The sequence below is a fragment of the Pseudomonas syringae pv. cilantro genome, assembly GCF_001293775.1.
GTDB classification, from domain to species: Bacteria; Pseudomonadota; Gammaproteobacteria; order Pseudomonadales; family Pseudomonadaceae; genus Aquipseudomonas; species Aquipseudomonas syringae_P.
In genome coordinates this window covers 59,082-82,303 of sequence record NZ_LGLN01000037.1, presented here as the reverse complement: position 1 = coordinate 82,303, position 23,222 = coordinate 59,082, and the positions used below count along the sequence as shown (strand labels likewise).

22 protein-coding genes are annotated in these 23,222 nt (G+C 60.7%); 13 read left to right on the top strand and 9 right to left on the bottom strand.

Annotated elements, in window-relative coordinates; genetic code table 11:
- Positions 1–15: 15 nt before the first annotated feature.
- The 3 genes from ABJ99_RS11710 to ABJ99_RS11700 all read left to right on the top strand — a co-directional run bounded on the left by ABJ99_RS11710 (position 16) and on the right by ABJ99_RS11700 (position 2,179).
- The gene (locus tag ABJ99_RS11710) at positions 16–588 is read left to right on the top strand and encodes a GNAT family N-acetyltransferase (protein ID WP_054085979.1); all 573 of its coding nucleotides are present in this window, start codon (positions 16–18) and stop codon (positions 586–588) included.
- Positions 589–722: 134 nt separating this feature from the next.
- The gene (tesB, locus tag ABJ99_RS11705) at positions 723–1,592 is read left to right on the top strand and encodes an acyl-CoA thioesterase II (protein ID WP_054085978.1); all 870 of its coding nucleotides are present in this window, start codon (positions 723–725) and stop codon (positions 1,590–1,592) included.
- A complete protein-coding gene (locus ABJ99_RS11700; protein WP_054085977.1) occupies positions 1,589–2,179 on the top strand; it encodes an HAD family hydrolase in 591 nt (196 codons plus the stop codon). Before tesB ends, ABJ99_RS11700 begins: the two co-directional genes overlap by 4 nt.
- Before the next feature lie 143 nt (positions 2,180–2,322).
- On the opposite strand, the gene ABJ99_RS11695 is transcribed toward ABJ99_RS11700, so the two are convergent.
- The 5 genes from ABJ99_RS11695 to ABJ99_RS11675 form a co-directional block, all read right to left on the bottom strand.
- On the bottom strand, positions 2,323–3,312 hold the full coding sequence (locus tag ABJ99_RS11695; protein ID WP_054085976.1) for a hypothetical protein: 990 nt from the start codon (positions 3,310–3,312) through the stop codon (positions 2,323–2,325).
- Between the two features lie 4 nt (positions 3,313–3,316).
- Entirely contained in the window at positions 3,317–4,207 is an 891-nt protein-coding gene (ypfJ, locus tag ABJ99_RS11690; RefSeq protein ID WP_007252487.1) for a KPN_02809 family neutral zinc metallopeptidase, read from the bottom strand.
- Between the two features lie 165 nt (positions 4,208–4,372).
- On the bottom strand, positions 4,373–5,683 hold the full coding sequence (locus tag ABJ99_RS11685; RefSeq protein WP_054085975.1) for an MFS transporter: 1,311 nt from the start codon (positions 5,681–5,683) through the stop codon (positions 4,373–4,375).
- 261 nt (positions 5,684–5,944) lie between these two features.
- Complete coding sequence (gene trmA, locus ABJ99_RS11680; protein WP_054085974.1) at positions 5,945–7,030, bottom strand: tRNA (uridine(54)-C5)-methyltransferase TrmA; 1,086 nt, start codon at positions 7,028–7,030, stop codon at positions 5,945–5,947.
- Complete coding sequence (locus ABJ99_RS11675) at positions 7,027–8,322, bottom strand: NCS2 family permease (protein ID WP_054085973.1); 1,296 nt, start codon at positions 8,320–8,322, stop codon at positions 7,027–7,029. The genes trmA and ABJ99_RS11675 overlap by 4 nt, the downstream gene beginning before the upstream one ends.
- Positions 8,323–8,585: 263 nt before the next feature.
- Here ABJ99_RS11675 and ABJ99_RS11670 point away from each other — a divergent pair, with 263 nt between their 5' ends.
- The 6 genes from ABJ99_RS11670 (at position 8,586) to ABJ99_RS11645 (ending at position 15,421) form a co-directional block, all read left to right on the top strand.
- A complete protein-coding gene (locus ABJ99_RS11670; protein ID WP_054085972.1) occupies positions 8,586–9,116 on the top strand; it encodes a (2Fe-2S)-binding protein in 531 nt (176 codons plus the stop codon).
- Positions 9,113–10,102: an FAD binding domain-containing protein gene (locus tag ABJ99_RS11665; RefSeq protein ID WP_054085971.1), complete on the top strand. Its 990-nt coding sequence runs from the start codon at positions 9,113–9,115 to the stop codon at positions 10,100–10,102. The genes ABJ99_RS11670 and ABJ99_RS11665 overlap by 4 nt, the downstream gene beginning before the upstream one ends.
- On the top strand, positions 10,099–12,300 hold the full coding sequence (locus ABJ99_RS11660) for a xanthine dehydrogenase family protein molybdopterin-binding subunit (RefSeq protein WP_054085970.1): 2,202 nt from the start codon (positions 10,099–10,101) through the stop codon (positions 12,298–12,300). Before ABJ99_RS11665 ends, ABJ99_RS11660 begins: the two co-directional genes overlap by 4 nt.
- Before the next feature lie 481 nt (positions 12,301–12,781).
- Positions 12,782–14,221, top strand: coding sequence for a cytochrome ubiquinol oxidase subunit I (locus tag ABJ99_RS11655; RefSeq protein WP_054085969.1), 1,440 nt, complete (start codon positions 12,782–12,784; stop codon positions 14,219–14,221).
- A 3-nt stretch (positions 14,222–14,224) separates the two neighbouring features.
- A complete protein-coding gene (gene cydB, locus ABJ99_RS11650) occupies positions 14,225–15,232 on the top strand; it encodes a cytochrome d ubiquinol oxidase subunit II (protein ID WP_054085968.1) in 1,008 nt (335 codons plus the stop codon).
- A 21-nt stretch (positions 15,233–15,253) separates the two neighbouring features.
- Positions 15,254–15,421, top strand: coding sequence for a DUF2474 domain-containing protein (locus tag ABJ99_RS11645; protein WP_007252479.1), 168 nt, complete (start codon positions 15,254–15,256; stop codon positions 15,419–15,421).
- Between the two features lie 99 nt (positions 15,422–15,520).
- Here ABJ99_RS11645 and ABJ99_RS11640 read toward each other — a convergent pair whose 3' ends face one another.
- Together ABJ99_RS11640 and ABJ99_RS26950 are read right to left on the bottom strand one after the other, a co-directional pair.
- Positions 15,521–16,645 (bottom strand): methyltransferase, encoded by a 1,125-nt coding sequence (locus ABJ99_RS11640; protein WP_054085967.1) that lies wholly within the window; start codon positions 16,643–16,645, stop codon positions 15,521–15,523.
- 128 nt (positions 16,646–16,773) lie between these two features.
- Positions 16,774–17,007: a helix-turn-helix domain-containing protein gene (locus ABJ99_RS26950; protein WP_007252477.1), complete on the bottom strand. Its 234-nt coding sequence runs from the start codon at positions 17,005–17,007 to the stop codon at positions 16,774–16,776.
- A gap of 356 nt (positions 17,008–17,363) precedes the next feature.
- Here ABJ99_RS26950 and ABJ99_RS11630 point away from each other — a divergent pair, with 356 nt between their 5' ends.
- Positions 17,364–18,140 (top strand): ferredoxin--NADP reductase, encoded by a 777-nt coding sequence (locus tag ABJ99_RS11630; protein ID WP_054085966.1) that lies wholly within the window; start codon positions 17,364–17,366, stop codon positions 18,138–18,140.
- A gap of 89 nt (positions 18,141–18,229) precedes the next feature.
- Here ABJ99_RS11630 and mscL read toward each other — a convergent pair whose 3' ends face one another.
- The gene (gene mscL, locus ABJ99_RS11625; RefSeq protein WP_054085965.1) at positions 18,230–18,676 is read right to left on the bottom strand and encodes a large-conductance mechanosensitive channel protein MscL; all 447 of its coding nucleotides are present in this window, start codon (positions 18,674–18,676) and stop codon (positions 18,230–18,232) included.
- A gap of 196 nt (positions 18,677–18,872) precedes the next feature.
- Between mscL and radA the strand changes: the two genes are divergently transcribed.
- Positions 18,873–20,240, top strand: a complete 1,368-nt coding sequence (gene radA, locus ABJ99_RS11620; RefSeq protein WP_003381736.1) for a DNA repair protein RadA — start codon at positions 18,873–18,875, stop codon at positions 20,238–20,240.
- A gap of 12 nt (positions 20,241–20,252) precedes the next feature.
- Here the strand turns inward: radA and ABJ99_RS11615 are convergent, their stop codons facing one another.
- A complete protein-coding gene (locus ABJ99_RS11615; RefSeq protein WP_054085964.1) occupies positions 20,253–20,621 on the bottom strand; it encodes a PilZ domain-containing protein in 369 nt (122 codons plus the stop codon).
- Positions 20,622–20,904: 283 nt separating this feature from the next.
- Here ABJ99_RS11615 and ABJ99_RS11610 point away from each other — a divergent pair, with 283 nt between their 5' ends.
- Complete coding sequence (locus ABJ99_RS11610; protein WP_054085963.1) at positions 20,905–22,980, top strand: carbon starvation CstA family protein; 2,076 nt, start codon at positions 20,905–20,907, stop codon at positions 22,978–22,980.
- A gap of 27 nt (positions 22,981–23,007) precedes the next feature.
- A complete protein-coding gene (locus ABJ99_RS11605; protein WP_002555232.1) occupies positions 23,008–23,205 on the top strand; it encodes a YbdD/YjiX family protein in 198 nt (65 codons plus the stop codon).
- The last annotated feature ends 17 nt before the right edge of the window (positions 23,206–23,222 follow it).

Sequence of the window (23,222 nt, the reverse complement as noted above, 5' to 3'; positions counted from 1 at the left end):
AACACGGGGAAATCGATGGAACCGATAGTCAAGCTTGATAGTGCCCGATTGCTGATGCGGCAGTGGCGTGACGACGACTTGCCCGTGTTCGCCGCAATGTGCACCGACCCGCAGGTCATGCGCTATTTTCCGTCACCCCTGAGCCGTCTGGAAAGCGCGGCCATGATCGGCCGCTTGCGCGGGCACTTCGCTGAACTGGGGTTCGGGTTCTGGGCACTGGAGCGCAAGGATACGGGCGAATTCATTGGTTTTACCGGCCTGCATGTGGTGGGTTTCAAGGCGCCTTTCACGCCTGCCATCGAAATTGGCTGGCGACTGGCGCGCGAGCATTGGGGTCTGGGGTTTGCCAGCGAGGCAGCCTGGACCGCGCTGGGCTGTGGTTTCGAACGCCTTAAGCTGGAAGAGATCGTTTCGTTCACAGCGGTCAACAATCAGCCGTCGCAGAAAGTCATGCAGGCAATCGGTATGCAGCATGACGAGTCCGATAACTTCGAGCATCCCGACCTGCCGGATGGCCATCCGCTCAAACCGCATGTGCTGTACCGGATCAGTCGCGAGCAGTGGCTCAATACGCAGAGCCCTGATTGAGTTGCAAACAGGATTAAGCCCGCCATCTTAAATCTGTATCATTCCCTTCACGAGTGCGGGCCTCGGGGCTCGCCACACACCCTGTCGGCCGCTGCTGTTTGCAGGGGCAGCGCCGATATGCGCGAGGAGTGATGATGAGTCAAGTGCTGGATGATCTGGTTGCGCTGCTGACGCTGGAAGCCATCGAAGAAAACCTGTTTCGCGGCCGCAGTCAGGATCTGGGCTTCCGACAGCTATTCGGTGGCCAGGTACTGGGCCAGTCGTTGTCCGCTGCCAGCCAGACGGTAGAGGACACCCGACACGTTCACTCGCTGCACGGCTACTTTCTGCGCCCCGGTGATGCGTATCTGCCTGTGGTCTATCAGGTTGACCGGGTGCGTGACGGTGGCAGTTTCAGTACCCGTCGCGTGACGGCGATCCAGAAGGGCAAGCCGATCTTTACCTGTAGTGCGTCTTTTCAGTACGACGAAGAGGGCTTCGAGCATCAAGCCACGATGCCGCAAATTGTCGGCCCTGATAACCTGCCGTCGGAGCTTGAGCTACTGACCCGTCGGGCGCATCTGATTCCCGAATCGGCGCACGACAAGTTTCTGCGTCCCAAACCGATTCAATTCCGCCCGGTCACCGCAGACGACCCCTATGACCCCAAACCTGGCGAACCGGTGAAGTACGTGTGGTTTCGCGCTGATGGCAACTTGCGAGGCATGCAGGCGCTGCACCGCTACATGCTGGCCTATGCTTCCGACTTCAACCTGCTGACCACTTCGTTGCGGCCGCATGGCAAGACGGTCTGGCAGCGCGACATGCAGGTCGCCAGCCTTGATCATTCGCTGTGGTTCCACAACGATCTGCGCACCGATGACTGGCTGTTGTACGCCATGGACAGCCCATGGGCGGGCAATTCCCGCGGTTTTTCGCGCGGCAGTGTCTTCAACCGCGCCGGGCAACTGGTCGCATCGGTCAGCCAGGAAGGGCTGATTCGTCATCGTAAGGATTGGGCATGACACTCGACAGCATAAGGCACTGGGTATTCGACATGGATGGCACCCTGACCGTCCCGGTCCACGACTTCCCGGCGATCAAGCGTGAACTGGGGATCCCGCAGGACGACGACATTCTGGGCCACCTTGCGGCATTGCCTGCCGAAGAGTCGGCGGCCAAACATGCCTGGCTGCTGGAGCACGAGCGAGAGCTGGCGTTGGGCTCGCGGCCTGCCGATGGCGCGGTCGAGCTGGTTCGCGATCTGGCAGGGCGTGGTTATCGATTGGGCATACTGACCCGCAACGCCCGCGAACTCGCCTATATCACGCTGGAAGCCATCGGCCTGGCGGAGTGTTTTGCCGCCGAGGATGTGCTGGGCCGTGACGAAGCGACGCCCAAACCCGACCCGGCCGGTTTGCTGAAGCTGGCAAGCACCTGGGACGTCGAGCCGCAACGAATGGTCATGATCGGCGATTATCTGCACGATCTGAGCTGCGGCCGCGCGGCGGGGGCGAAAACCATCCTCGTCAACCTGGCGGAAAACCCCTGGCCGGAACTGACCGACTGGCATGCCGTGGATTGCACAGCGCTGCGCGGGATGTTGGGGTGACCTGACTCTCGTGCCATTGCCAGTCCCGACTCTCAGCGCTTCCGCTTTTGATTCTGGCCGAAGGCCGTGGGAGCGGACCGGGCGACGCTTCGCTTGTTCGCGAAGGGGGGCCTACGCGGAGCATTGGCTCGAAGGTCAACTACTCAAAACGGCTTGAACAACACCGCCTGCCCCTCGGGTGAGGTGAAGATCCCGTCACCGTTGTGGCCGACTTTAGGCACGATCACCAGGTGCTGGTTCAACCCCTCCGGATGGCGCTTCTGCAGATAGTTGAAGTAGTTCTGCCCGCGAATCAGGCGATACGCGCCTTGTGCTTCGGCCGCACAGGTCTTGTCCAGCGCCGGGTGATTGCGGTCGGTGTCCAGTTCGCCCAGCAGGTAGGTGATGTCACGTTTCACGTAGTTCTTTTCGATGTCTACCGGCTTTTCCTTGCCCGAGTAGAACGGCATCTTGTTCAGGCCGTATTTCCATTCGTCGAAGTCGGGGCAGCTCTGGGCGGTCACCGGCTCAGGCCGTTCGTCGTCGAAGTAGGCGTACGACGACGGGTTGGCAATCACGTAACGCAGCTTCACCCCCTCGCGCAGCAGCAGGGCGTCTTCTTTGCCGCCGATCATTGCGTAGCGCTGCACCACCTGGGCCCCACCGGAATGCCCGGCAATGACGATTTCTTTCAGGTTAGGGAACAGCTTGCTGTCGCTCAGGCGTTTGAGGATGTTGTCCAGCACCAGAAACGAGCTGACCGGCTTGGGGCCGCTGGCGGTCGCGCCTTCCATCCAGCTGTTCTGACGCCAGCGCAGGATCGACTCCGGCAGATGGTGGGCGACAATGTCTTTCTCATCCAGAAACTGCGGGGCGATCAGCAAGGTCTTGCTGCGCTCTTTGGACTGGTTGGCCGCACGTTCGATGCTGCGCAGGTACGTTTGCGCGTTGCGCAGGCGACCGTGCAGCACGATCACCACACGCTCGATTTTCGGCTTGGGGTGCACCCACTCCTGGCTCAGCCCGAGCGTCGCTTCGGCGCCGTTGATCGCCAGACGATCCGGGCTGATTGAATTCACCGCTTGATCCTCGGCATGCGCCCCGAGGCTCACGAAGGCAGTGCTTAACAACAGGACCAGAAGCGGTTTAATCATGTGCTCAGAGACTCTTGGCGGCGAACGTGTCGCATTGATTGATTTGGCCTTCGGCAAAGCCGGCCTTGAACCAGCGCACGCGCTGTGCAGACGTGCCGTGCGTGAAGGAGTCCGGAGCGACTCGACCACTGCTTTGCTGCTGCAGGCGATCATCGCCGATAGCGTTCGCCGCGTTCAATGCTTCTTCAATATCACCCGGCTCAAGCCAGTTCAAACGATTTTGTGCGTTGTAGGCCCAAACACCCGCAAAGCAGTCGGCCTGCAACTCCTGGCGCACCAGTAAGCCGTTGCTGCCTTCCATTTTCTGCCCGGCCTGACGCGCTTTGTCGACCTTGGCGGAAATGCCCAGCAACGTCTGCACGTGGTGCCCGACTTCGTGCGCAATCACGTAAGCCTGGGCGAAGTCTCCGGCGGCAGAAAAGCGCTGGGACATTTCCCGGAAGAAGTCCATGTCCAGATAAACCTGCTGGTCAGCCGGGCAGTAGAACGGGCCGGTTGCCGAGGTGGCACGACCGCAGGCGGAATTCACCTGACCACTGAACAGCACCAGCGTCGGGTCCTTGTACTCGCGGCCACTTTGCGCGAACACCGCGCGCCAGGTGTCTTCGGTGTCGCCCAGAATACTGCGTACAAACTCGGCCTGCTGATCATTGGCGGGTGGCGCTTCGCGCGTCTGCGCGCTGGGTGGCGCGGTTTGCTCGGTGCTCTGGCCGGTCAATTGGCCAAGGATCTGCATCGGGTCCTGGCCGGTCAGCAGGCCGATGGCGACGATGATCACGATACCGCCGATGCCCAGGCCCTTGCCGCCGATGCGCATGCCCCCGCCGCCCCCGCCGCTGCCGCCATCGCGAGCATCGACTACGTTGTCGCTACGTCGGCCTTTTTTCCAGAGCATGTCGGATCCCTCTTGGTGTCTTGCAATAAATATCGCTGCTGATACAGGTCTGGCCAGTGCGGCGATCCGAGCAGCGTTGTGCAGAATGCGACAGTATAGAGGTGTGACGGGCCGTTTGGTTCTGCCCGTATTGCTCTGGTCCGATTTTCATTCGTCCGGCTGCGATCAGGCCTGTTTCGCGGACTGGGCCGGGGCTTGTCGAGTAGATTGCGCCGCCTGTTCTTCCTGGGGCGAGGCGTCGGCAAATCGGTCGACCTGGCGCAGCGATTTGAAGCCTGTCATCCACGCGCCAACCACCCCCAGCGTGCAGACGCCCCCAAGGATTGCCGCCGGGATAGCACCGACCAGCGACGCGCTGGTGCCCGCCCGGAATTCGCCCAGTTCGTTGGAGGAGCCGATAAACAGCATGTTCACCGCATTGACCCGGCCGCGCATGTTGTCCGGGGTCGAAAACTGTACCAGCGCCGAGCGGATGAAAACGCTGACCATGTCTGCCGCCCCTGCGACCAGCAGTGCCAGGCACGACAGCCAGAACAGGCTCGACAAGGCGAACACCAGGTTCGCCACACCGAATAGAGCAACGGCGAGAAACATGGTCATCCCGACATTGCGCTCCAGCGGACGCATGCTCAGGTAAATGCCGACGCCCAGCTCGCCCAGGCTCATTGACGCACGCAACATGCCCAGCCCTTGCGGTCCGAGGTGCAGCACTTCATGGGCGTAGATCGGCAGCAACGCGACTACGCCGCCCAGCAGCACGGCGAACAGGTCGAGCGAGATGGTGCCTAAAATGATCGGCCGTGAGCGGATGAAGGCGATGCCCGCCGTGAATCGGCCCCAGGCATTCGAGCCCGGCTCCACCGGCTTGCCGGCAAACGGCGTGGCGACCGGCGCCAGCAGCAGAATGCCGGCGATGAATGCGGCGACGCACACCGAATACGTCAGTTCTGCGCCGCCCAGCCAGTACAGATAACCGCCGATCAGCGGGCCGCCGACCGTCGAGCAGCGCATGATGACGCTGTTGGTGGCAATCGCCGAAGGCAGTTGCTCGCGCGGGACAATCTGCGGCAGCAGGCTTTGCAGGGCCGGGCCGGTGAACGCGCGGGCACAGCCGTAAAGCATCAGTGCGCCGTAGATCAGCCGCAAGTCTTGCAGTTCAAGCGCCGAGAAGACCAGCAGAATGACGCCACACACCGCCTGCACGCCCCAACTGAGCATCAGGATGACCTTGCGGTTGTAACGGTCGATCAGATCCCCGGCAGGCATCAACAGCAGCAACATCGGAATGAACTGAGCAAGCCCCACATAGGCCAGCGCCATCGGCTCGCGGGTCATGTCGTATACCTGCCAGGCAACCACCACCGCCTGAATCTGCATGGCAAACACCGCCATCAGACGTGACAGGATAAAACTGACGAAACCAGGCTGGCGGGACAGCTTGGTCGGGGCAGAAGCAGTGGAGGACTCAGAGCTCAAGATCGGATCCCATCGGACGTTTAAATCGGGTTTCGATTTATACCTCAGCGGATCGATAGGAAGCTAATAAATCACCTGACAGTTTCGCAGGAGGGTACGAACGGTAAGGCTCTCGTTCCGCACGCTCCGGCCCAGACACCTTTCGTTCTTCACGCTCCGGCGCAGGAATGCCTTGAGTGACGCTCTGCGTCACAGCTTTACGCTGCGCTGCGCATTCAAGGCCGGACGCGGAGCGTCGCACGATAGTCAGTCAGATAAGCCTCAGCGTCTGACCAGCAGCACGCCCGATTCCATATGGTGTGTATACGGAAACTGGTCGAACAGGGCGCAGCGTTGTACCCGGTGGGTGTCGTGCAGTTGGGCGATGTTGGCGGCCAGGGTTTCCGGGTTGCAGGAGATGTACAGAATGCGCTCGAAACGACGGGTCAGCTCGCAAGTGTCCGGGTCCATGCCGGCGCGGGGCGGGTCGACGAAGACGCTGCCGAAATCGTAGCTTTTCAGGTCCACGCCCTGCAGGCGGCGGAAGGGGCGAACTTCGTTCAGCGCCTCGGTCAGCTCTTCTGCCGACAGGCGCACCAGCGTGACGTTATTCACGCCATTGTCATCCAGATTGCTCAGCGCGGCATTCACCGAGGTCTTGCTGATCTCGGTCGCCAGCACCTTGCGTACGCGAGTGGCCAGCGGCAGGGTGAAGTTGCCATTGCCGCAATACAATTCCAGCAAGTCGTCTTGCCGCTCGCCCAGCGCATCAAACGCCCAGTTGAGCATCTTGCCGTTCACGGTGCCGTTGGGCTGAGTGAACGCGCCTTCCGGCTGGCGATAGCTGAAGGTGCGGCCCGCCACGTCGAGCTTCTCGGTCACGTAGTCATGGCCGATGATCAGCTTCTGACCTTTGGAGCGGCCAATCAGGCTCACGCCCAACTCGGCAGCCAATTGCTCGGCAGCGGCTAGCCACTCATCATCCAGCGGACGGTGATAGCACATGGTGATCATCGCATCGCCCGCCAGCGTGGTCAGAAAGTCTACCTGAAACAGCTTGTGGTTCAGCGTCGGGCTGGCTTCCCAGCGCTCGCGCAGCACCGGCATCAGCGCGTTGATGCGTTCGCTGGCAATCGGCAGGCCTTCCAGCAGGATCGGCGTGCGGTTGTCGCCCGGCGCGAACATCGCGTAGTAGCGCTTCTGGTCTTCGCGCCACAGACGAAACTCGGCGCGCAGCCGATAGTGTTCGCGTGGCGAGTCGAACACTTGCGGCTCGGGCGCATCGAACGGCGCCAGCAACTCGCGCAGGCGGACGGTTTTTTCTTCGAGCTGACGGTCGTAGCTCGCAGGGTCGAAGGGAACACTCATGCGTTGAACCAGCCCAGCTTGATCACGAACAGGATCGACAGGATCACCAGCGCCGAATTCAGCTCGCGCCAGCGTCCCGACAGCAGCTTGATCGCTGTCCAGGAAATGAAACCAAAGGCGATGCCGTTGGCGATGGAATAGGTGAACGGCATCGCCAGCGCGGTGATCACCACCGGTGCGGCGACAGTGATGTCGTCCCAGTCGATTTCAGCCAGGCCGGAAGCCATCAGCACCGCGACGAACAGCAGCGCCGGTGCGGTGGCGAAGGCTGGCACGCTGCTGGCCAGCGGCGCGAAAAACAGCGCTAGCAGGAACAGCACGGCAACCACGACAGCGGTCAGGCCGGTACGGCCACCGGCGCTCACGCCCGCAGCCGATTCGATGTAGCTGGTGGTGGTCGAGGTGCCCAGCAGCGAGCCGGCCATCGCCGCTGTACTGTCGGCGATCAGGGCACGGCCCATTTTCGGCATGTGCCCGTCCTTGCCCATCAGCCCGGCGCGCTTGGCGACGCCGATCAACGTGCCGGAGTTGTCAAAAATATCCACAAACAGGAACGCGAAGATGATGCTGACCAGGCCGACGTCCAGCGCGCCCATAATGTCCAGCTGCATGAAGGTCGGTGCCAGCGACGGTGGCATCGATACGACGCCGCCGAACGGCGTGAAGCCGAGCGCGATGGACACCAGTGTCACCGCCAGAATGCCGATCAGCACCGCGCCGCGCACTTTGAGGTGGTCCAGCGCTACGATCAGAAAGAAGCCAAGCGTGGCCAGTACCGGGGCAGGCTGCTTGAGGTCGCCCATGCCGATGACAGTGGCCGGGTTGGCGACCACGATGCCGGCGTTATGCAGGGCGATCAGCGCCAGAAACAGACCGATACCGGCAGCAATCGCTGAGCGCAAGGGCAGGGGAATGCTGTTGATGATCCATTCGCGAATCCGGAAGATCGACAGAATGAAGAACATCACCGCCGAAATGAATACCGCACCCAGCGCCACCTGCCAGCTATGGCCCATGTGCAGAACAACGGTGTAGGTAAAGAAGGCGTTCAGGCCCATGCCCGGTGCCAGGGCAATCGGGTAGTTGGCGATCAGGCCCATCACGGTCGAGCCGATGGCCGCTGCCAGACAGGTGGCGACGAACACGGCGCCCTTGTCCATGCCGGTCTCGCCAAGGATGCTCGGGTTGACGAACAGAATGTAGGCCATCGCCAGGAAAGTCGTGACGCCCGCAAGAATCTCGGTCCGCACGTTGGTGTTGTGTGCCTTGAGTTGAAACAGCCTTTCCAGCATGTCTGGCTCTCCGTGACGCTGGGCGCGTCGTGAATGATCGACTCCAACAGCAAAGCACAGACTGCACAGCAGCCCGTTGGATTTTTGCGGGTCGGAAAAAGCCGCGCATCATACCAGCAGCGTGTCGGGATGGCTGCCTGTGGATGACGGCCTTTCGACGATAAACACGCTCGTCAATTAAGCCTGAACGTTGCAAACCTCACGAAGTCCCACCCTCAAGACGCATAAAAGTGCGCTAAGTGAACGCCTACCGTGAGGTTTCCATGAGTGCAACGACCCCGAACCCCCAGGATTTCGCGACCCACGCGATTTCTTTGACCCTCAATGGGCAGCGCCGTCAACTGGACGTGCTGCCCTGGACCACCCTGCTGGACCTGCTGCGTGATCAGCTCGACCTGGTTGGCACCAAGAAAGGTTGCGACCACGGCCAGTGCGGTGCTTGCACCGTGCTGCGTGAGGGTACGCGCATCAATGCCTGCCTGACGCTGGCGATCATGTGTGACGGCGCCGAGCTGACCACGATCGAAGGCCTGGCCGAGGGCGAACAACTGCATCCGATGCAGCAGGCGTTCATCAAGCATGACGCGTTCCAGTGCGGCTATTGCACGCCGGGCCAGATATGTTCGGCCGTCGGGCTCGCCAATGAAGGCCGCGCCAGCACGCGCGCCGAGATTCAGGAACTGATGAGCGGCAACCTGTGCCGCTGCGGCGCGTACAGCAACATCCTCGCTGCCGTCGAAGACGCCCTGCCGCAGTTCCACAATGCTGCGCCCAAGCAGGAGGTGAACTCGTGAATCCGTTTACCTACAGTAAGCCGACCGACGTCAGCGCCGCCGTCAACCTGAGCGGTCCGGCCACACGTTTCATCGCGGGCGGCACCAACCTGCTGGACCTGATGAAGGAAAACGTCGCGCGGCCCGAGCACCTGATCGATATCACCGGGCTGCCGTTGCGCGAAGTCAGCGAGACCGCGTCGGGCGGGCTGATGATCGGTGCGCTGGTCAGCAATGCCGACCTGGCGTATCACCCGCTGATCGAACAGAACTATCCATTGTTGAGCAAGGCCGTGCTGGCAGGTGCTTCGCCGCAACTGCGCAACATGGCCAGTACCGGTGGCAATCTGTTGCAGCGCACCCGTTGCTACTATTTCTACGACACCGGCGTGCCCTGCAACAAGCGCGAACCGGGCACCGGTTGCCCGGCGCGTGAAGGCCTCAATCGCATCCACGCGATCCTTGGTGCCAGCGACGACTGCGTCGCGACGCACCCGTCGGACATGTGCGTGGCATTGGCGGCACTCGAGGCCGTGGTGCATGTAGAAGGGCGCGCTGGCAAGCGGACCATCGAGTTCGCGGATTTCCACCGCCTGCCCGGCGACGCACCAGAGCGTGACAACCAGTTGGCTGACGACGAGCTGATCACCGCCGTTGAACTGCCGGCGGCACGTTTCGTCAGCAACAGCGCTTATCTGAAGGTCCGTGATCGCCAGTCCTATGCGTTCGCGCTGGTCTCGGTCGCGGCTGCGCTCGACCTCGATAATGGCGTGATACGCGACGTGCGTCTGGCCTTGGGCGGCGTTGCGCACAAACCGTGGCGTGACAAGGCGGTCGAGAGCCTGCTGATCGGCAAACCGGTTACTCGCGAAAACTTCGCCGCCGTGGCCGACGCCATGCTGGAAGGCGCGCAGCCGCTTGCGCACAACGGTTTCAAAGTCAGACTGGCCCGCCGCGCGATCATTCGCGCCCTGAGCGATGCCGCAACGGGAGGGAGCGCCCAATGAACCAGCCATTTTCGCCAATGGGCAAACCCGTGGACCGCGTTGACGGCCGACTGAAAGTGACTGGTGGCGCGCGTTACGCCGGTGAATACCCTGAAGAGGGTTTGCTGCATGGCAGCGTGGTCTCCAGCACCATCGCCAGCGGTCGCGTGGTCAGCATCGATATCAGCGAAGCGATGAAGGTGCCGGGCGTTGTTGCGGTGCTGGACCACACCAATCGTCCGTCGCTGGCCAGCTACGACGAGAATTATGAGGACGCGGATTCGGCCGACGGCTCGCCGTTCCGCCCGCTGTACAACGATAGAGTGCTGTACAGCGGTCAGCCGCTGGCGCTGGTGGTCGCCGACACGCTGGAACTGGCGCGGCATGCGGGCTCGCTGGTACGTATCGAATACGCACAGCAGGATCACCAGACCGACCTGCAGACCATGCTCGACACGGCCTACGATGCACCTGCCGAACTGCCGCCGCCGCGTGGCAACTTCGAAGGTGAGCTGGCCAGTTCTGCGCTGAGTGTCGACGTGACCTACAGCACGCCCAGCGAATACCACAACCCGATGGAGCCGCATGCGTCAACCGTCCTCTATCAGGCCGACGGCAGCTTGCAGATCCATGACAAAACCCAGGGCACGCAGAACTGTCAGGACTACCTGCACAAGGTCTTCGGTCTGGAAAAAGACAAGATCCGCGTGCTGGCTGCTTTTGTTGGCGGCGCGTTCGGTTCGGGCCTGCGTCCGCAGTACCAACTGCCGCTGGCGGTGATGGCTGCGCTGCACCTCAAGCGTTCGGTGCGCCTGACCTTGACCCGTCAACAGATGTTCACCTTTGGCTATCGCCCGCGCACTGTTCAGCGTCTGCGTCTGGGCGCTGCTGCCAATGGTCGCCTGCTGGCTGTAGGCCATGAAGCCATCGGTCAGACCTCGCGTTTCGAGGACTTCAGCGAGCACGTCGTGGAATGGAGCGGCATGCTCTACAAGTGCGACAACGTGCAACTGACCTACAAGCTGGTGCCGCTGGATGTTTTCACGCCGCTGGACATGCGTGCGCCGGGTGCGGCGTTGGGCATGATCGGTCTGGAATGCGCCATGGACGAACTGGCCTGCGCGCTGGCCATCGACCCGGTGCGCCTGCGCCTGACCAACTACGCCGAGCGCAACGGTAACGAAGACAAGCCGTATTCCAGCAAGGAACTGCGCGAATGCTACACCCAGGGCGCCGAGCGTTTCGGCTGGGAGCGCCGCAACCCGGAGCCGCGCAGCATGCGCCAGGGTCGCCAACTGGTCGGCTGGGGCATGGCGGGTGGTGTCTGGGAAGCCATGCAGATGAAGGCCAGTGCCAAGGCGCGTCTGGAAGCGGACGGCACGCTGGTGGTCAGCAGCGCCACGACCGATATCGGCACCGGCACTTACACGGTCATGACGCAGATCGCGGCTGAATCTTCGGGGATCGATGTGCAGAACGTGACGTTCCTGCTGGGCGATTCTTCGCTGCCGACCGCGCCGCTGCAGGGTGGCTCGTTCACGGTGTCTTCAGTCGGTACGGCGGTGCAGCAGGCCTGTCAGGCCTTGCAGCGTCAGGTGCTGGAAGTGGCGAAAGGGCTGCATCCGCAGTTTGCTTCAGTCACGCCGAATGAAGTTCGGTTTGAATCAGGCAAGCTGTATCTGGGCGATCAGGCACTGTCGATGGCGGAGTTGGCGGCGTCGCAGGCCAGCGGCGTGATTGAAGTGCAGGTCGATGCCGAACCGGACAAGAAGCGCGAAGCTTATGCGGCTGCCACGCACTCTGCGGTGTTCGTCGAGGTGCTGGTCGATGAGGACCTGGGCACCGTCAAGGTCAATCGTGTGGTCAGCGCCGTGGCGGCGGGCCGGGTGGTCAATCCGAAGATGGCCCGCAGCCAGATTCTGGGGGGCGTTGTCTGGGGAATGGGCATGGCGTTGCACGAAGAAGCTATGCTTGATCATGATCTGGGTCGGCCGATGAACCATAGCCTGGCCGAGTACCACATTCCGGTGAACGCGGATATTGGTGACATCGACGTGCTGTTTGTCGAAGAGCACGACGAGATCGTCAACGCGCTTGGCTCCAAAGGCGTTGGCGAGATCGGCATCGTCGGTGTGCCTGCGGCGATCGCCAACGCGATCTACCACGCGACGGGTAAACGGATACGCGAGTTTCCGATCACGCTGGATAAGCTGTTGTAACAGGGCTCCGGCCATTACGACAGGAGGCCTCTGTGGGAGCCGGGCGACGCTTCGCTTGCTCGCGAAGACAGGCTGACTGATCCTGGATATTCAGCGTTTGCACCGGCCTCTTCGTGAGCAAGCTCACTCCCACACGCGGGTACGCTGCCTCTGTGGGAGCCGGGCGACGCTTCGCTTGCTCGCGAAGACAGACTGACTGATCCTGAATATTCAGCGTTTGCACCGGCCTCTTCGATCCGCAGGCAAAGGTGAGACATCCCGCCACGCGACAATAGACCACACGGCTCAACGGGCTGAACAGGTCTACTCTTTCATTGTCGATTGATCCATGTCATTGCCCTAAGGCAGCGAACGATGAATCGACCAGCGTTTTCTTCTTCGAAAACGCTGCATAAAAAGAAACATTAGCACTCATCACCGTGGGGGCAATCGCTGTTGGCCTTCAGGCGGCAGCAGGTTTCATCTGAGAGAGGAACATTCTATGTTCGGTTTAGAGGCTATCGATCTCGCCCGAATTCAGTTCGCATTCACGATTTCGTTCCACATCCTGTTTCCTGCCATCACCATCGGTCTGGCAAGTTACCTGGCTGTGCTCGAAGGCCTGTGGCTGAAGACCCGCGACGACGTCTACCGTGACCTGTACCACTTCTGGTCCAAGATCTTTGCCGTCAACTTCGGCATGGGCGTGGTGTCCGGGCTGGTCATGGCCTACCAATTCGGCACCAACTGGAGCCGTTTCTCTGATTTTGCCGGCGCCGTCACCGGCCCGCTGCTGACCTACGAGGTGCTGACCGCGTTCTTCCTCGAAGCCGGCTTCCTTGGCGTGATGCTGTTCGGCTGGAATCGCGTTGGCCGTAACCTGCACTTCTTTTCCACGGTAATGGTTGCCATCGGCACGCTGATTTCGACGTTCTGGATTCTGTCGTCCAACAGCTGGATGCAGACCCCGCAAGGTTTTGAAATCATCGATGGCCGGGTGATCCCGACTGACTGGTTCGCGGTGGTCTTCAACCCGTCGTTCCCGTACCGCCTGACACACATGGCGATTGCTGCATTCGTTGCGACGGCGTTCTTTGTCGGCTCGTCGGCGGCCTGGCACTTGCTGCGCGGTCGTGACACGCCCGCCGTGCGCAAAATGCTGTCGATGGCCATGTGGATGGCCTTGCTGGTGGCGCCGATTCAGGCAGTGGTCGGTGACTTCCACGGGCTGAATACGCTCAAGCATCAGCCCGCAAAAATTGCCGCCATCGAAGGTCACTGGGAAAACATTGGCGACGAGCCGACCCCGCTGATCCTGTTCGGCATCCCCGACATGAAGGAAGAGCGCACCAAGTACAAGGTCGAAATTCCGTACCTGGGCAGTCTGATCCTGACCCACAGCCTCGACAAACAAGTGCCGGCGCTCAAGGAATTCAAGCCTGAGGACCGCCCGAATTCGCTGATCGTGTTCTGGTCGTTCCGGGTCATGGTCGCCCTTGGCATGTTGATGATCTTCACCGGCCTTTGGAGCCTCTGGCTGCGCAAGCGCGGCACACTGTATAGCTCGCGTCCGTTCCTGTACCTGGCGCTGTGGATGGGGCCGTCGGGCCTGGTTGCGATCCTGGCCGGCTGGTTCACCACCGAAATCGGCCGTCAGCCCTGGGTCGTGTACGGCCTGATGCGCACCGCCGATGCTTCGTCCGGGCATAGCGTGGCGCAGATGAGCATCACCCTGGTGCTGTTCGTGGTCGTCTACTTCGTGCTGTTCGGTACAGGCCTTGGCTACATGATGCGGCTGGTCCGCAAAGGGCCGAAAGCCTACGTCGAGCATGTACCTCATGGTGGTCCCGGCCAGAAACGCACACCGGCCCGTCCGCTCTCCGCCGCTGTTGAAGGCGAAGAAGATGGCGACAATTCTGACCGTCTCGGCAAGGGGAATTAAGCCATGGGTATCGATCTTCCGCTGATCTGGGCCATCATCATCGTCTTCGGCATCATGATGTACGTGGTGATGGATGGCTTCGATCTGGGCATCGGGATTCTCTTCCCGTTCATGAAGGAAAGTCACGACCGCGACGTGATGATGAACACCGTTGCGCCGGTCTGGGACGGCAACGAAACCTGGCTGGTACTGGGCGGCGCAGCGCTGTTCGGCGCGTTCCCGCTGGCCTACTCGGTGGTGTTGTCGGCGCTGTATCTGCCGCTGATGTTCATGCTCATGGGCCTGATCTTTCGCGGCGTGGCATTCGAGTTTCGCTTCAAGGCGACCGAACTGAAGCGTCACTGGTGGGACAAGGCCTTCATCGGCGGCTCACTGGCGGCGACCTTCTTTCAAGGCGTGGCGCTAGGGGCTTATATCGAAGGCATTCCCGTGGTCAATCGCCAGTTTGCAGGCGGCTCGCTGGACTGGCTCTCGCCGTTCCCGATGTTCTGCGGTCTGGCCCTGATCGTTGCCTACGCGCTGCTGGGCTGCACCTGGCTGATTATGAAAACCGAAGGCCCGTTGCAGAAGGCGATGCATGACCTGGCGCGCCCTCTGGCGCTGGCGGTATTGGCGGTCATGGCGGTGGTCAGCCTGTGGACGCCGCTGGCCCATGCGGACATCGCGCATCGCTGGTTCAGCATGCCTAACCTGTTCTGGTTCATGCCGGTGCCGATTCTGGTGCTGGTGACCATGTACGGATTGTTCAAGGCCGTCGCGCGCAATGCTCACTACACGCCATTCCTGCTGACCCTGCTGCTGATCTTTCTGGGTTACAGCGGGCTGGGCATCAGCCTGTGGCCGAACATCATCCCGCCTGCGGTCTCGATCTGGCAGGCAGCTGCACCGCCGCAAAGCCAGGGTTTCATGCTGGTCGGCACGCTGTTCATCATTCCGTTCATCCTGGGCTACACCTTCTGGAGCTATTACGTGTTCCGCGGCAAGGTGACAGCCGAAGACGGTTATCACTAGTCCGAACCGAGGAGAATGACGATGTCTGGTAAAAATTCCCTGCACGACCCGGATCCAGCGCTGAGCAAGCCGCTCTGGCAACGACTGGCGTGGCTGGTCGGTATTTGGGCGGGCAGCGTGTTTGCGCTGTTCATCGTCGCCAGCCTTATGCGCATGTTCATGAGCGCTGCGGGCCTGACGACGCACTGATTCTGAAGCTCTGAATTCCCGTTCGTGTCTGCGGACACATTTTGCGACCCTCTTGCCGCCCGGTGTGGCAAGAGGGTCTTTTTTTGCCCTCTGCGGGGCCTATTTACGGGCTTTGAGAATCACGAATTTAGGAGTGGCCGCGACCTGCTCGACGCCCCGGAACAGGCGCGACAGTTTGGTGTGATAACCCAGGTGGCGATTGCCGACGATATACAGCGCGCCACCGGTGACCAGTGCGGCGCGCGCCTGAAGGAACATCCGCCAGGCGAGGAAATCACCGACCACCTGCTGCTGGTGAAACGGCGGGTTACACAGTACGACATCCAGCGAGTCAGGCTCCTGGCCTTCCAGCCCGTCTGCCGCGCGAATCACCGCATCGCGCTCACCGAAGGCTGCCCGCCAGTTCTCGGCAGCCGACCGCACGGCCATGAACGACTCGTCCACCAACGTGTAATGCGCCTGCGGATTGTCCAGCGCATTGGCAATCGCCAGCACGCCATTGCCGCAACCCAAGTCCGCGACCCGTGCCGCGCCAAGGTTTTTGGGCAGGAACGGCAGGAACGCCCGCGTACCGATATCCAGCCCGTCGCGGCAGAACACGTTGGGGTGATTGAGCAGTTCGATGGCGGGCTCGTCCAGCGTATAGCGGGTCGGGTAGGGTGACGTGCGCAGCGCTTTGGTCTCTGGTGTCACGAACAGCAGGCGCGCCTTTTTCACTGCCAGCGAAGCCTGCACCGGCCCTATGTATTCTTCCAGCAAATCACCCGCCGAGCGTGGCAGGTGCTTGACCATGGCCGCCGCCACCACGCGAGCGCCGGGCGCCAGTTGGCCTTGCAGGCGGATCAGTTGTTCCTCCAGCAGCGCCAGTGTCTTGGGCACCCGAATCAGCACCCAGTCGAAGGGCCCGGTCAAGGGCTCGCTGGCCGGGATCAGTGGTACGGCGTCATAGCTCATCCCGTTGCGTGCCAGATTTTTCTCCAGCCCTTGCGCCGCCAGAAACGAGTCACTGCTGCTGACCACTGACGCGTGACGGGCCAGACTGGCCGCCAGCGCGCCAAAACTGTCGTTGAGCACCAGCACACGGCTTTGCAGGTTCAGACCGCTCTCTGCAACATGATTGAGCAGGTATTCGTCAGCGGCGTCGAATGCCTGTAGCGGTTCATCCTGTTGCTCGGGCTGGCGAATGAGATCAAGTTCAGCGAAGGGACTGATGAGCAGGGGCATTGGTGGGAAAACTCTGTGCAATCGAAGGAGGGCCAACGAGCCCGACGACTGGCGGGCTCGATGACGCGGTCGATTTTACGTCGTTTTCCGTTGGATATCTGCATATTGCGGTTTGACTGCGGGCTTTATCAGAACATCCCGCTCAACGCTGCCTGTACAGCGGCGGCGGTTTTGTTGCATACGCCCATTTTTTGAATGGCGCTGGCAATGTGGAAGTGAATAGTGCGCTCCTTGAGGCAAAGAATGATTGCGATGTCGCCAGCCGTTTTACCTTCAGCGGACCACTTGAGGACTTCTATTTCTCTCTGTGTCAGGTGTTTGGCTGGCGAGGGCTGTAAAAAATTGATTTCCATGGTTTTCATGAAGCCTCCGTCCCCTGGACAGCGATACCCTGCTGTATGTGTTCCAGTCTAGGAAACAAATGTCGGCCATTCATGAGCCGCAAACCCGGGCTGACGGATGGGATGATGGCACTTTCTTTAGTACACGCTTCGCTCAGGCTGAAAACCCCGAGGCAGAGGCCTTGTCGCCATGTGCGGTATTGCATGCAGACGGTTGTTGCACGCTTCAAGAACCAAATGCTCTAACAGCGGCGTGCATTTTCTGTGCATGCAGGTCGCGGGCTGTGGCAAGTCAACACAAACAGCCGGTGTTTATCGAGCGTGCTTTGCGGGACACTGGCGGTCTGCTTTTCATGTTCAGGAGTCCGAGGCGCACCATGACCGTCAGCGAAGACAAGTTCACACGGCAGACACTGCAACGCGTCACGCCGTTGACCCCCAATCTGTTCACCCTGCGCACCACGCGTGATTCCGGTTTTCGATTTCGGGCAGGGCAGTTCGCCCGACTCGGTGTGACCAAGGCTGACGGCACGACCGTGTGGCGCGCCTATTCGATGGTGTCGTCGCCTCATGACGAGTTTCTGGAATTCTTTTCCATCGTGGTGCCGGGTGGCGAATTCACCAGCGAACTGAGCCGTCTGCGTGAGGGCGACAGCCTGATGGTCGAGAAGCAGGCGTTCGGTTATCTGACACTGGACCGATTTGTCGACGGCCGCGATCTCTGGTTGTTATCCACAGGCACAGGCGTCGCGCCGTTTCTGTCGATCCTTCAGGACTTCGAAGTCTGGGAGAAATTCGAGCGGGTGATACTGGTGTACAGCGTTCGCGAGTCCTGCGAGCTGGCCTATCAGCCACTGATCAGCGAACTGATGCAGCGAGAGTACCTGGCTGAATACGCGCACAAGTTCCTGTTCCTGCCGACAGTTACCCGCGAGCAACATCCGGGCGCGCTGAATGGGCGGATCACGCAACTGATCGAAAACGGCGAGCTTGAACGGGCTGCCGGTATGGCGCTGACGCCTGAACATTCGCGGGTGATGCTGTGCGGCAATCCGCAGATGATCGACGACACGCGGGCATTGCTCAAACAGCGCGATATGCGCTTGAGCCTGTCACGCAAACCGGGGCAGGTGGCGGTGGAGACGTATTGGTAGGGCAGGGATAGCGGAAGCAGACCAGGCGAAGCGTCGCCCGGTCCGCTCCTGCGCCCTCCGGGCAGAAACCCCGTTTTCCGGGCTATTAATCAGAGCGGACGAGCAGGGTCCACGGTAATCGGCGCCGCTGGTGTGTTCTGTGCCTTGAGCAGATCACGGATCTCGCTCAGCAGCACTTCCTGTTTGGACGGTGTTGGCGGCAGAGTAGGGGCTTTGGCTTCTTCGCGCTTCAGGCGGTTGATGGCCTTGACGCCCATGAAGATCGCGAATGCAACGATGATGAAGTCGATGACCGTCTGGATGAACTTACCGTAAGCCAGCAGTACCGCAGGTGCCGTGCCTTGCGCGGGGCGCAGGGTAACGGCGAGGTCGCTGAAGTCCACACCGCCGATCAACAGGCCAAGCGGCGGCATGATGACGTCGCCGACGAACGAAGAAACAATTTTGCCGAATGCCGCGCCAATGATGATACCGACGGCCATATCGACCACGTTACCTTTGACCGCGAATGCCTTGAATTCTGTAAGCACGCTCATGGGGTAATTCCTTGTAACAGATAAATTTGATCCAGTTGAGTGTAGCCCAGCCGTGCTATTGCCGCCCGGTCTACGTTCAATCGACCGGAGCTGTCTGGGTAAGTTTGATCCGGTTTTCAGAAGCCGGGCTTCGTCGAGCAGGGTCGCAGGCGCTGCAACCTGCGTTATCATGGGCGTTTTTACGACTGGGGTTGTCATGGCCAAGGCCAAACGCTTGTACGGCTGCACCGAGTGCGGCGCGACATTTCCCAAGTGGGCGGGCCAGTGCGCCGATTGCGGTGCCTGGAACACACTGGTCGAAACGATGATTGAAAGCGGTGCCGCCGCGCCGCCCAGCGGACGTACCGGCTGGACCGGCTCGCAGGCACAGATCAGGACCCTGGCGGAAGTCAGCGTCGAAGAGATCCCGCGTTTTTCCACCAACTCCGCCGAACTGGATCGCGTGCTTGGTGGCGGTCTGGTGGACGGCTCGGTGGTGTTGATCGGTGGCGATCCCGGTATTGGCAAGTCGACGATTCTGTTGCAGACCCTCTGCAATATCGCCCAGCGCATGCCGGCGCTGTATGTCACCGGCGAAGAGTCCCAGCAGCAGGTCGCCATGCGCGCCCGCCGTCTTGGCCTGCCGCAGGACAAGCTGCGCGTCATGACCGAAACCTGCATCGAAACCATCATCGCCACGGCCAAGGTCGAGAAACCCAAGGTGATGGTGATCGACTCGATCCAGACGATCTTCACCGAGCAATTGCAGTCCGCACCGGGCGGCGTGTCACAGGTTCGCGAAAGTGCCGCCTTGCTGGTGCGTTACGCGAAACAGAGCGGTACGGCGATCTTTCTGGTCGGTCACGTCACCAAGGAAGGTGCGCTGGCCGGTCCTCGCGTTCTGGAGCACATGGTCGACACCGTGCTGTATTTCGAAGGCGAGTCGGACGGGCGTTTGCGCTTGCTGCGGGCAGTGAAAAACCGTTTCGGCGCAGTCAACGAGCTGGGTGTGTTCGGCATGACTGACAAGGGCTTGAAAGAAGTCTCCAACCCATCGGCGATTTTCCTGACCCGCGCGCAGGAAGAAGTGCCCGGCAGCGTGGTCATGGCCACCTGGGAAGGCACGCGTCCGATGCTCGTGGAAGTTCAGGCGCTGGTGGATGACAGCCACATGTCCAACCCGCGCCGGGTCACCCTGGGGCTGGATCAGAATCGACTGGCGATGCTGCTGGCGGTGTTGCACCGACACGGCGGCATTCCGACCCACGATCAGGACGTGTTTCTCAACGTGGTCGGCGGCGTGAAAGTGCTGGAAACGGCGTCGGATCTGGCGTTGATGGCGGCCGTCATGTCCAGCCTGCGCAATCGCCCGCTGCCGCATGACTTGCTGGTGTTCGGCGAAGTCGGGCTGTCTGGCGAAGTGCGTCCGGTGCCGAGCGGCCAGGAGCGTCTCAAGGAAGCCGCCAAGCATGGCTTCAAGCGGGCCATCGTGCCGAAAGGCAATGCGCCGAAAGAAGCGCCTCCCGGCTTGCAGATCATTGCCGTCACGCGGCTTGAGCAGGCACTCGACGCACTGTTCGAATAACGCAGTTCGATTCTAGAGTTCGATCAGCGCCGCCAGCTCACGGTCCAGTTCGGCCTGATCGCCCAGGTTCAGCTCGACCAGGCGCTTGAGGTGGCTGATCGAGTCCAGGCTGATGTGCCGGCAGACAAACCCGAGTTGCCGATTGTTATCGTGAGTAATAGCAACATCCATTTTTACGTGCGTGTCATTACTGAGAATGATATCGACGTCAAACGTCTGCTCCGGATCGCCGGTCCATGGCTCGGGTCGCTCGATCAGCATGCCTTTCAAAGACAGATCGACCAGCGTCACGTTCCAGTGTTGCTCGCCTTGCTTGAGCTTGGTCTTGGCATCGAAGGCAATGCGTTTGAAACGACGTCGATCTTCGTGTGAGTCGGTCATCGAGTGGCTCTCTTGTCAGTCGCTGCAGGCATCAGCGGGCAGGTTGTTTTCTGATCAGTGTTGATGTTTATGCACGATAGACCTGAAAACCCTTACAGAACAGTTCCACATGAGCGTTTTGTGATCCGGGAACCATCTCCAGGCACTATTCCAGCCCTCTATGCCGGGTATCTGCCGCAATTGATCAAATTTCGACCTAGACCATGGTTGGGGGTGGTCTTTCGCTGAAGCGGCGCTAAACTCGCACTGCTAGCCTTCTAGTCAACTCTGCTGGAATAATAAAATGAAAAATAATAATAGCCTGATGCGCCATGTTCCATGGCTCATCGTTGCAATTGTCGGAGCATGTGCTCTTGGGGTCGTGGCCTTGCGTCGCGGAGAGGCGATCAACGCCTTGTGGATAGTGGTCGCTGCGGTGGCTATTTATCTGGTTGCTTATCGTTACTACAGTCTTTTCATCGCCACTCACGTCATGCAGCTTGATCCGCTGCGCGCGACACCGGCGGTGGTCAACAATGACGGTCTGGACTACGTGCCGACCAACAAACACATCCTGTTCGGTCACCACTTTGCTGCCATTGCTGGCGCCGGCCCGCTGGTCGGTCCGGTTCTGGCTGCGCAGATGGGCTATCTGCCCGGCACGCTCTGGCTGATTGCCGGTGTGGTATTGGCCGGTGCGGTGCAGGACTTCATGATCCTGTTCCTCTCCACGCGCCGCGACGGTCGCTCGCTGGGCGACATGGTTCGCGAGGAAATGGGCCGTATTCCCGGCACCATCGCCTTGTTCGGCTGCTTCCTGATCATGATCATCATCCTTGCGGTGCTGGCGCTGATCGTGGTCAAAGCCCTGGCCGAAAGCCCGTGGGGCATGTTCACGGTTATGGCGACGATCCCGATTGCGATGTTCATGGGCATTTACATGCGCTACATCCGCCCGGGCCGCATTGGTGAAATCTCCATTGTCGGCGTGATTCTGTTGCTGGGTTCTATCTGGGTCGGCGGCGTGGTTGCGGCTGATCCGACCTGGGGGCCGATGTTCACCTTTACCGGCATCCAGATCACCTGGATGCTGGTGGGCTACGGCTTTGTAGCCGCAATGCTGCCGGTCTGGCTGCTGCTGGCTCCGCGTGACTACCTGTCGACCTTCCTGAAAATCGGCACCATTCTGGCACTGGCAATCGGCATTCTGGTGCTGGCACCCGAGCTGAAAATGCCCGCCCTGACCCAGTTCACCAACGGCACTGGCCCGGTCTGGAAGGGCGCCCTGTTCCCGTTCCTGTTCATCACCATCGCGTGCGGCGCCGTATCGGGGTTCCATGCTCTGATTTCCTCGGGCACCACGCCCAAGTTGCTGGATAACGAAAAGAACGCCCGCTACATCGGTTACGGCGGCATGCTGATGGAGTCGTTCGTTGCCATCATGGCGATGGTCGCCGCTTCGGTGATCGAGCCGGGCGTGTACTTCGCCATGAACAGCCCGGCTGCGGTGGTCGGCAGCGACGTAGTGACGGTTGCGCAAACGGTTTCCAGCTGGGGCTTTATCATCACGCCGGAGCAATTGACGGCGGTCGCCAAAGACATCGGTGAAAACACCATTCTGGCCCGTGCCGGTGGTGCGCCGACGCTGGCGGTGGGTATCGCGCAGATCCTGCACCAGGCGCTGCCCGGCGAAAACACCATGGCGTTCTGGTATCACTTCGCGATTCTGTTTGAAGCGCTGTTCATTCTGACGGCCGTTGATGCCGGTACGCGTGCCGGCCGCTTCATGCTGCAGGACTTGCTGGGCAGCTTCGTTCCAGCTCTGAAACGCACCGAGTCCTGGACCGCCAACGCCATCGGCACCGGTGGTTGCGTGGCGCTGTGGGGTTATCTGCTGTATCAGGGCGTGATCGACCCATTAGGCGGGATCAACACTTTGTGGCCGCTGTTCGGTATCTCCAACCAGATGCTTGCCGGTATCGCCCTGATGCTGGCCAGCGTAGTGCTGATCAAAATGAAGCGTCAGCGCTATGTGTGGGTGACCATGCTGCCTGCCGTCTGGCTGTTGATCTGCACGGTGACGGCGGGCCTGATCAAACTGTTCGACGCCAACCCTGCGGTCGGCTTCCTGGCCCTGGCCAAGAAATACAGCGCCGCCGCGGATGCCGGTCAGATTCTGGCCCCGGCCAAGACCATGGATCAGATGCAGCACGTGATTTTCAACGCCTACACCAACGCCGGGTTGACCGTGTTGTTCCTGTTCGTGGTGTTCAGCATCCTGTTCTATGCCATCAAGGTCGGCCGCGCGGCCTGGAGCACCAAGGCGCGCACCGACAAGGAAGCTCCCTATCAGGCCATGCCGCCCGCGTCGCAAGTGTGATGATGGTTATCCACAAAGGATTTGCCCATGTTCAATGACCTGAGTCGCCTCGGCAAATACCTAGGTCAGGCCGCGCGCCTGATGGTGGGCATGCCCGACTACGACACCTACGTCGAGCACATGCAGAACACTCATCCGGACAAGCCGATGATGACCTACGAACAGTTCTTTCGGGAGCGGCAAGAGGCGCGTTACGGCGGCAAGGGCGGGCCGAAGTGCTGCTGATCCTCTGATCTGCGTTA

Excerpts from the sequence above, each read along its gene's own strand:
- tesB (WP_054085978.1), top strand. The coding sequence starts at position 723 with ATGAGTCAAGTGCTGGATGATCTGGTTGCGCTGCTGACGCTGGAAGCC.
- ABJ99_RS11645 (WP_007252479.1), top strand. The coding sequence starts at position 15,254 with ATGTCTGGTAAAAATTCCCTGCACGACCCGGATCCAGCGCTGAGCAAG.
- ABJ99_RS11710 (WP_054085979.1), top strand. The coding sequence starts at position 16 with ATGGAACCGATAGTCAAGCTTGATAGTGCCCGATTGCTGATGCGGCAG.
- ABJ99_RS11630 (WP_054085966.1), top strand. The coding sequence starts at position 17,364 with ATGACCGTCAGCGAAGACAAGTTCACACGGCAGACACTGCAACGCGTC.
- trmA (WP_054085974.1), bottom strand. The coding sequence starts at position 7,030 with ATGAGTGTTCCCTTCGACCCTGCGAGCTACGACCGTCAGCTCGAAGAA.
- mscL (WP_054085965.1), bottom strand. The coding sequence starts at position 18,676 with ATGAGCGTGCTTACAGAATTCAAGGCATTCGCGGTCAAAGGTAACGTG.
- ABJ99_RS11695 (WP_054085976.1), bottom strand. The coding sequence starts at position 3,312 with ATGATTAAACCGCTTCTGGTCCTGTTGTTAAGCACTGCCTTCGTGAGC.
- ABJ99_RS11670 (WP_054085972.1), top strand. The coding sequence starts at position 8,586 with ATGAGTGCAACGACCCCGAACCCCCAGGATTTCGCGACCCACGCGATT.
- ABJ99_RS11640 (WP_054085967.1), bottom strand. The coding sequence starts at position 16,645 with ATGCCCCTGCTCATCAGTCCCTTCGCTGAACTTGATCTCATTCGCCAG.
- ABJ99_RS11605 (WP_002555232.1), top strand. The coding sequence starts at position 23,008 with ATGTTCAATGACCTGAGTCGCCTCGGCAAATACCTAGGTCAGGCCGCG.
- ABJ99_RS11675 (WP_054085973.1), bottom strand. The coding sequence starts at position 8,322 with ATGCTGGAAAGGCTGTTTCAACTCAAGGCACACAACACCAACGTGCGG.
- ABJ99_RS11655 (WP_054085969.1), top strand. The coding sequence starts at position 12,782 with ATGTTCGGTTTAGAGGCTATCGATCTCGCCCGAATTCAGTTCGCATTC.
- ABJ99_RS11700 (WP_054085977.1), top strand. The coding sequence starts at position 1,589 with ATGACACTCGACAGCATAAGGCACTGGGTATTCGACATGGATGGCACC.
- cydB (WP_054085968.1), top strand. The coding sequence starts at position 14,225 with ATGGGTATCGATCTTCCGCTGATCTGGGCCATCATCATCGTCTTCGGC.
- radA (WP_003381736.1), top strand. The coding sequence starts at position 18,873 with ATGGCCAAGGCCAAACGCTTGTACGGCTGCACCGAGTGCGGCGCGACA.
- ABJ99_RS26950 (WP_007252477.1), bottom strand. The coding sequence starts at position 17,007 with ATGAAAACCATGGAAATCAATTTTTTACAGCCCTCGCCAGCCAAACAC.
- ABJ99_RS11615 (WP_054085964.1), bottom strand. The coding sequence starts at position 20,621 with ATGACCGACTCACACGAAGATCGACGTCGTTTCAAACGCATTGCCTTC.
- ABJ99_RS11660 (WP_054085970.1), top strand. The coding sequence starts at position 10,099 with ATGAACCAGCCATTTTCGCCAATGGGCAAACCCGTGGACCGCGTTGAC.
- ypfJ (WP_007252487.1), bottom strand. The coding sequence starts at position 4,207 with ATGCTCTGGAAAAAAGGCCGACGTAGCGACAACGTAGTCGATGCTCGC.
- ABJ99_RS11610 (WP_054085963.1), top strand. The coding sequence starts at position 20,905 with ATGAAAAATAATAATAGCCTGATGCGCCATGTTCCATGGCTCATCGTT.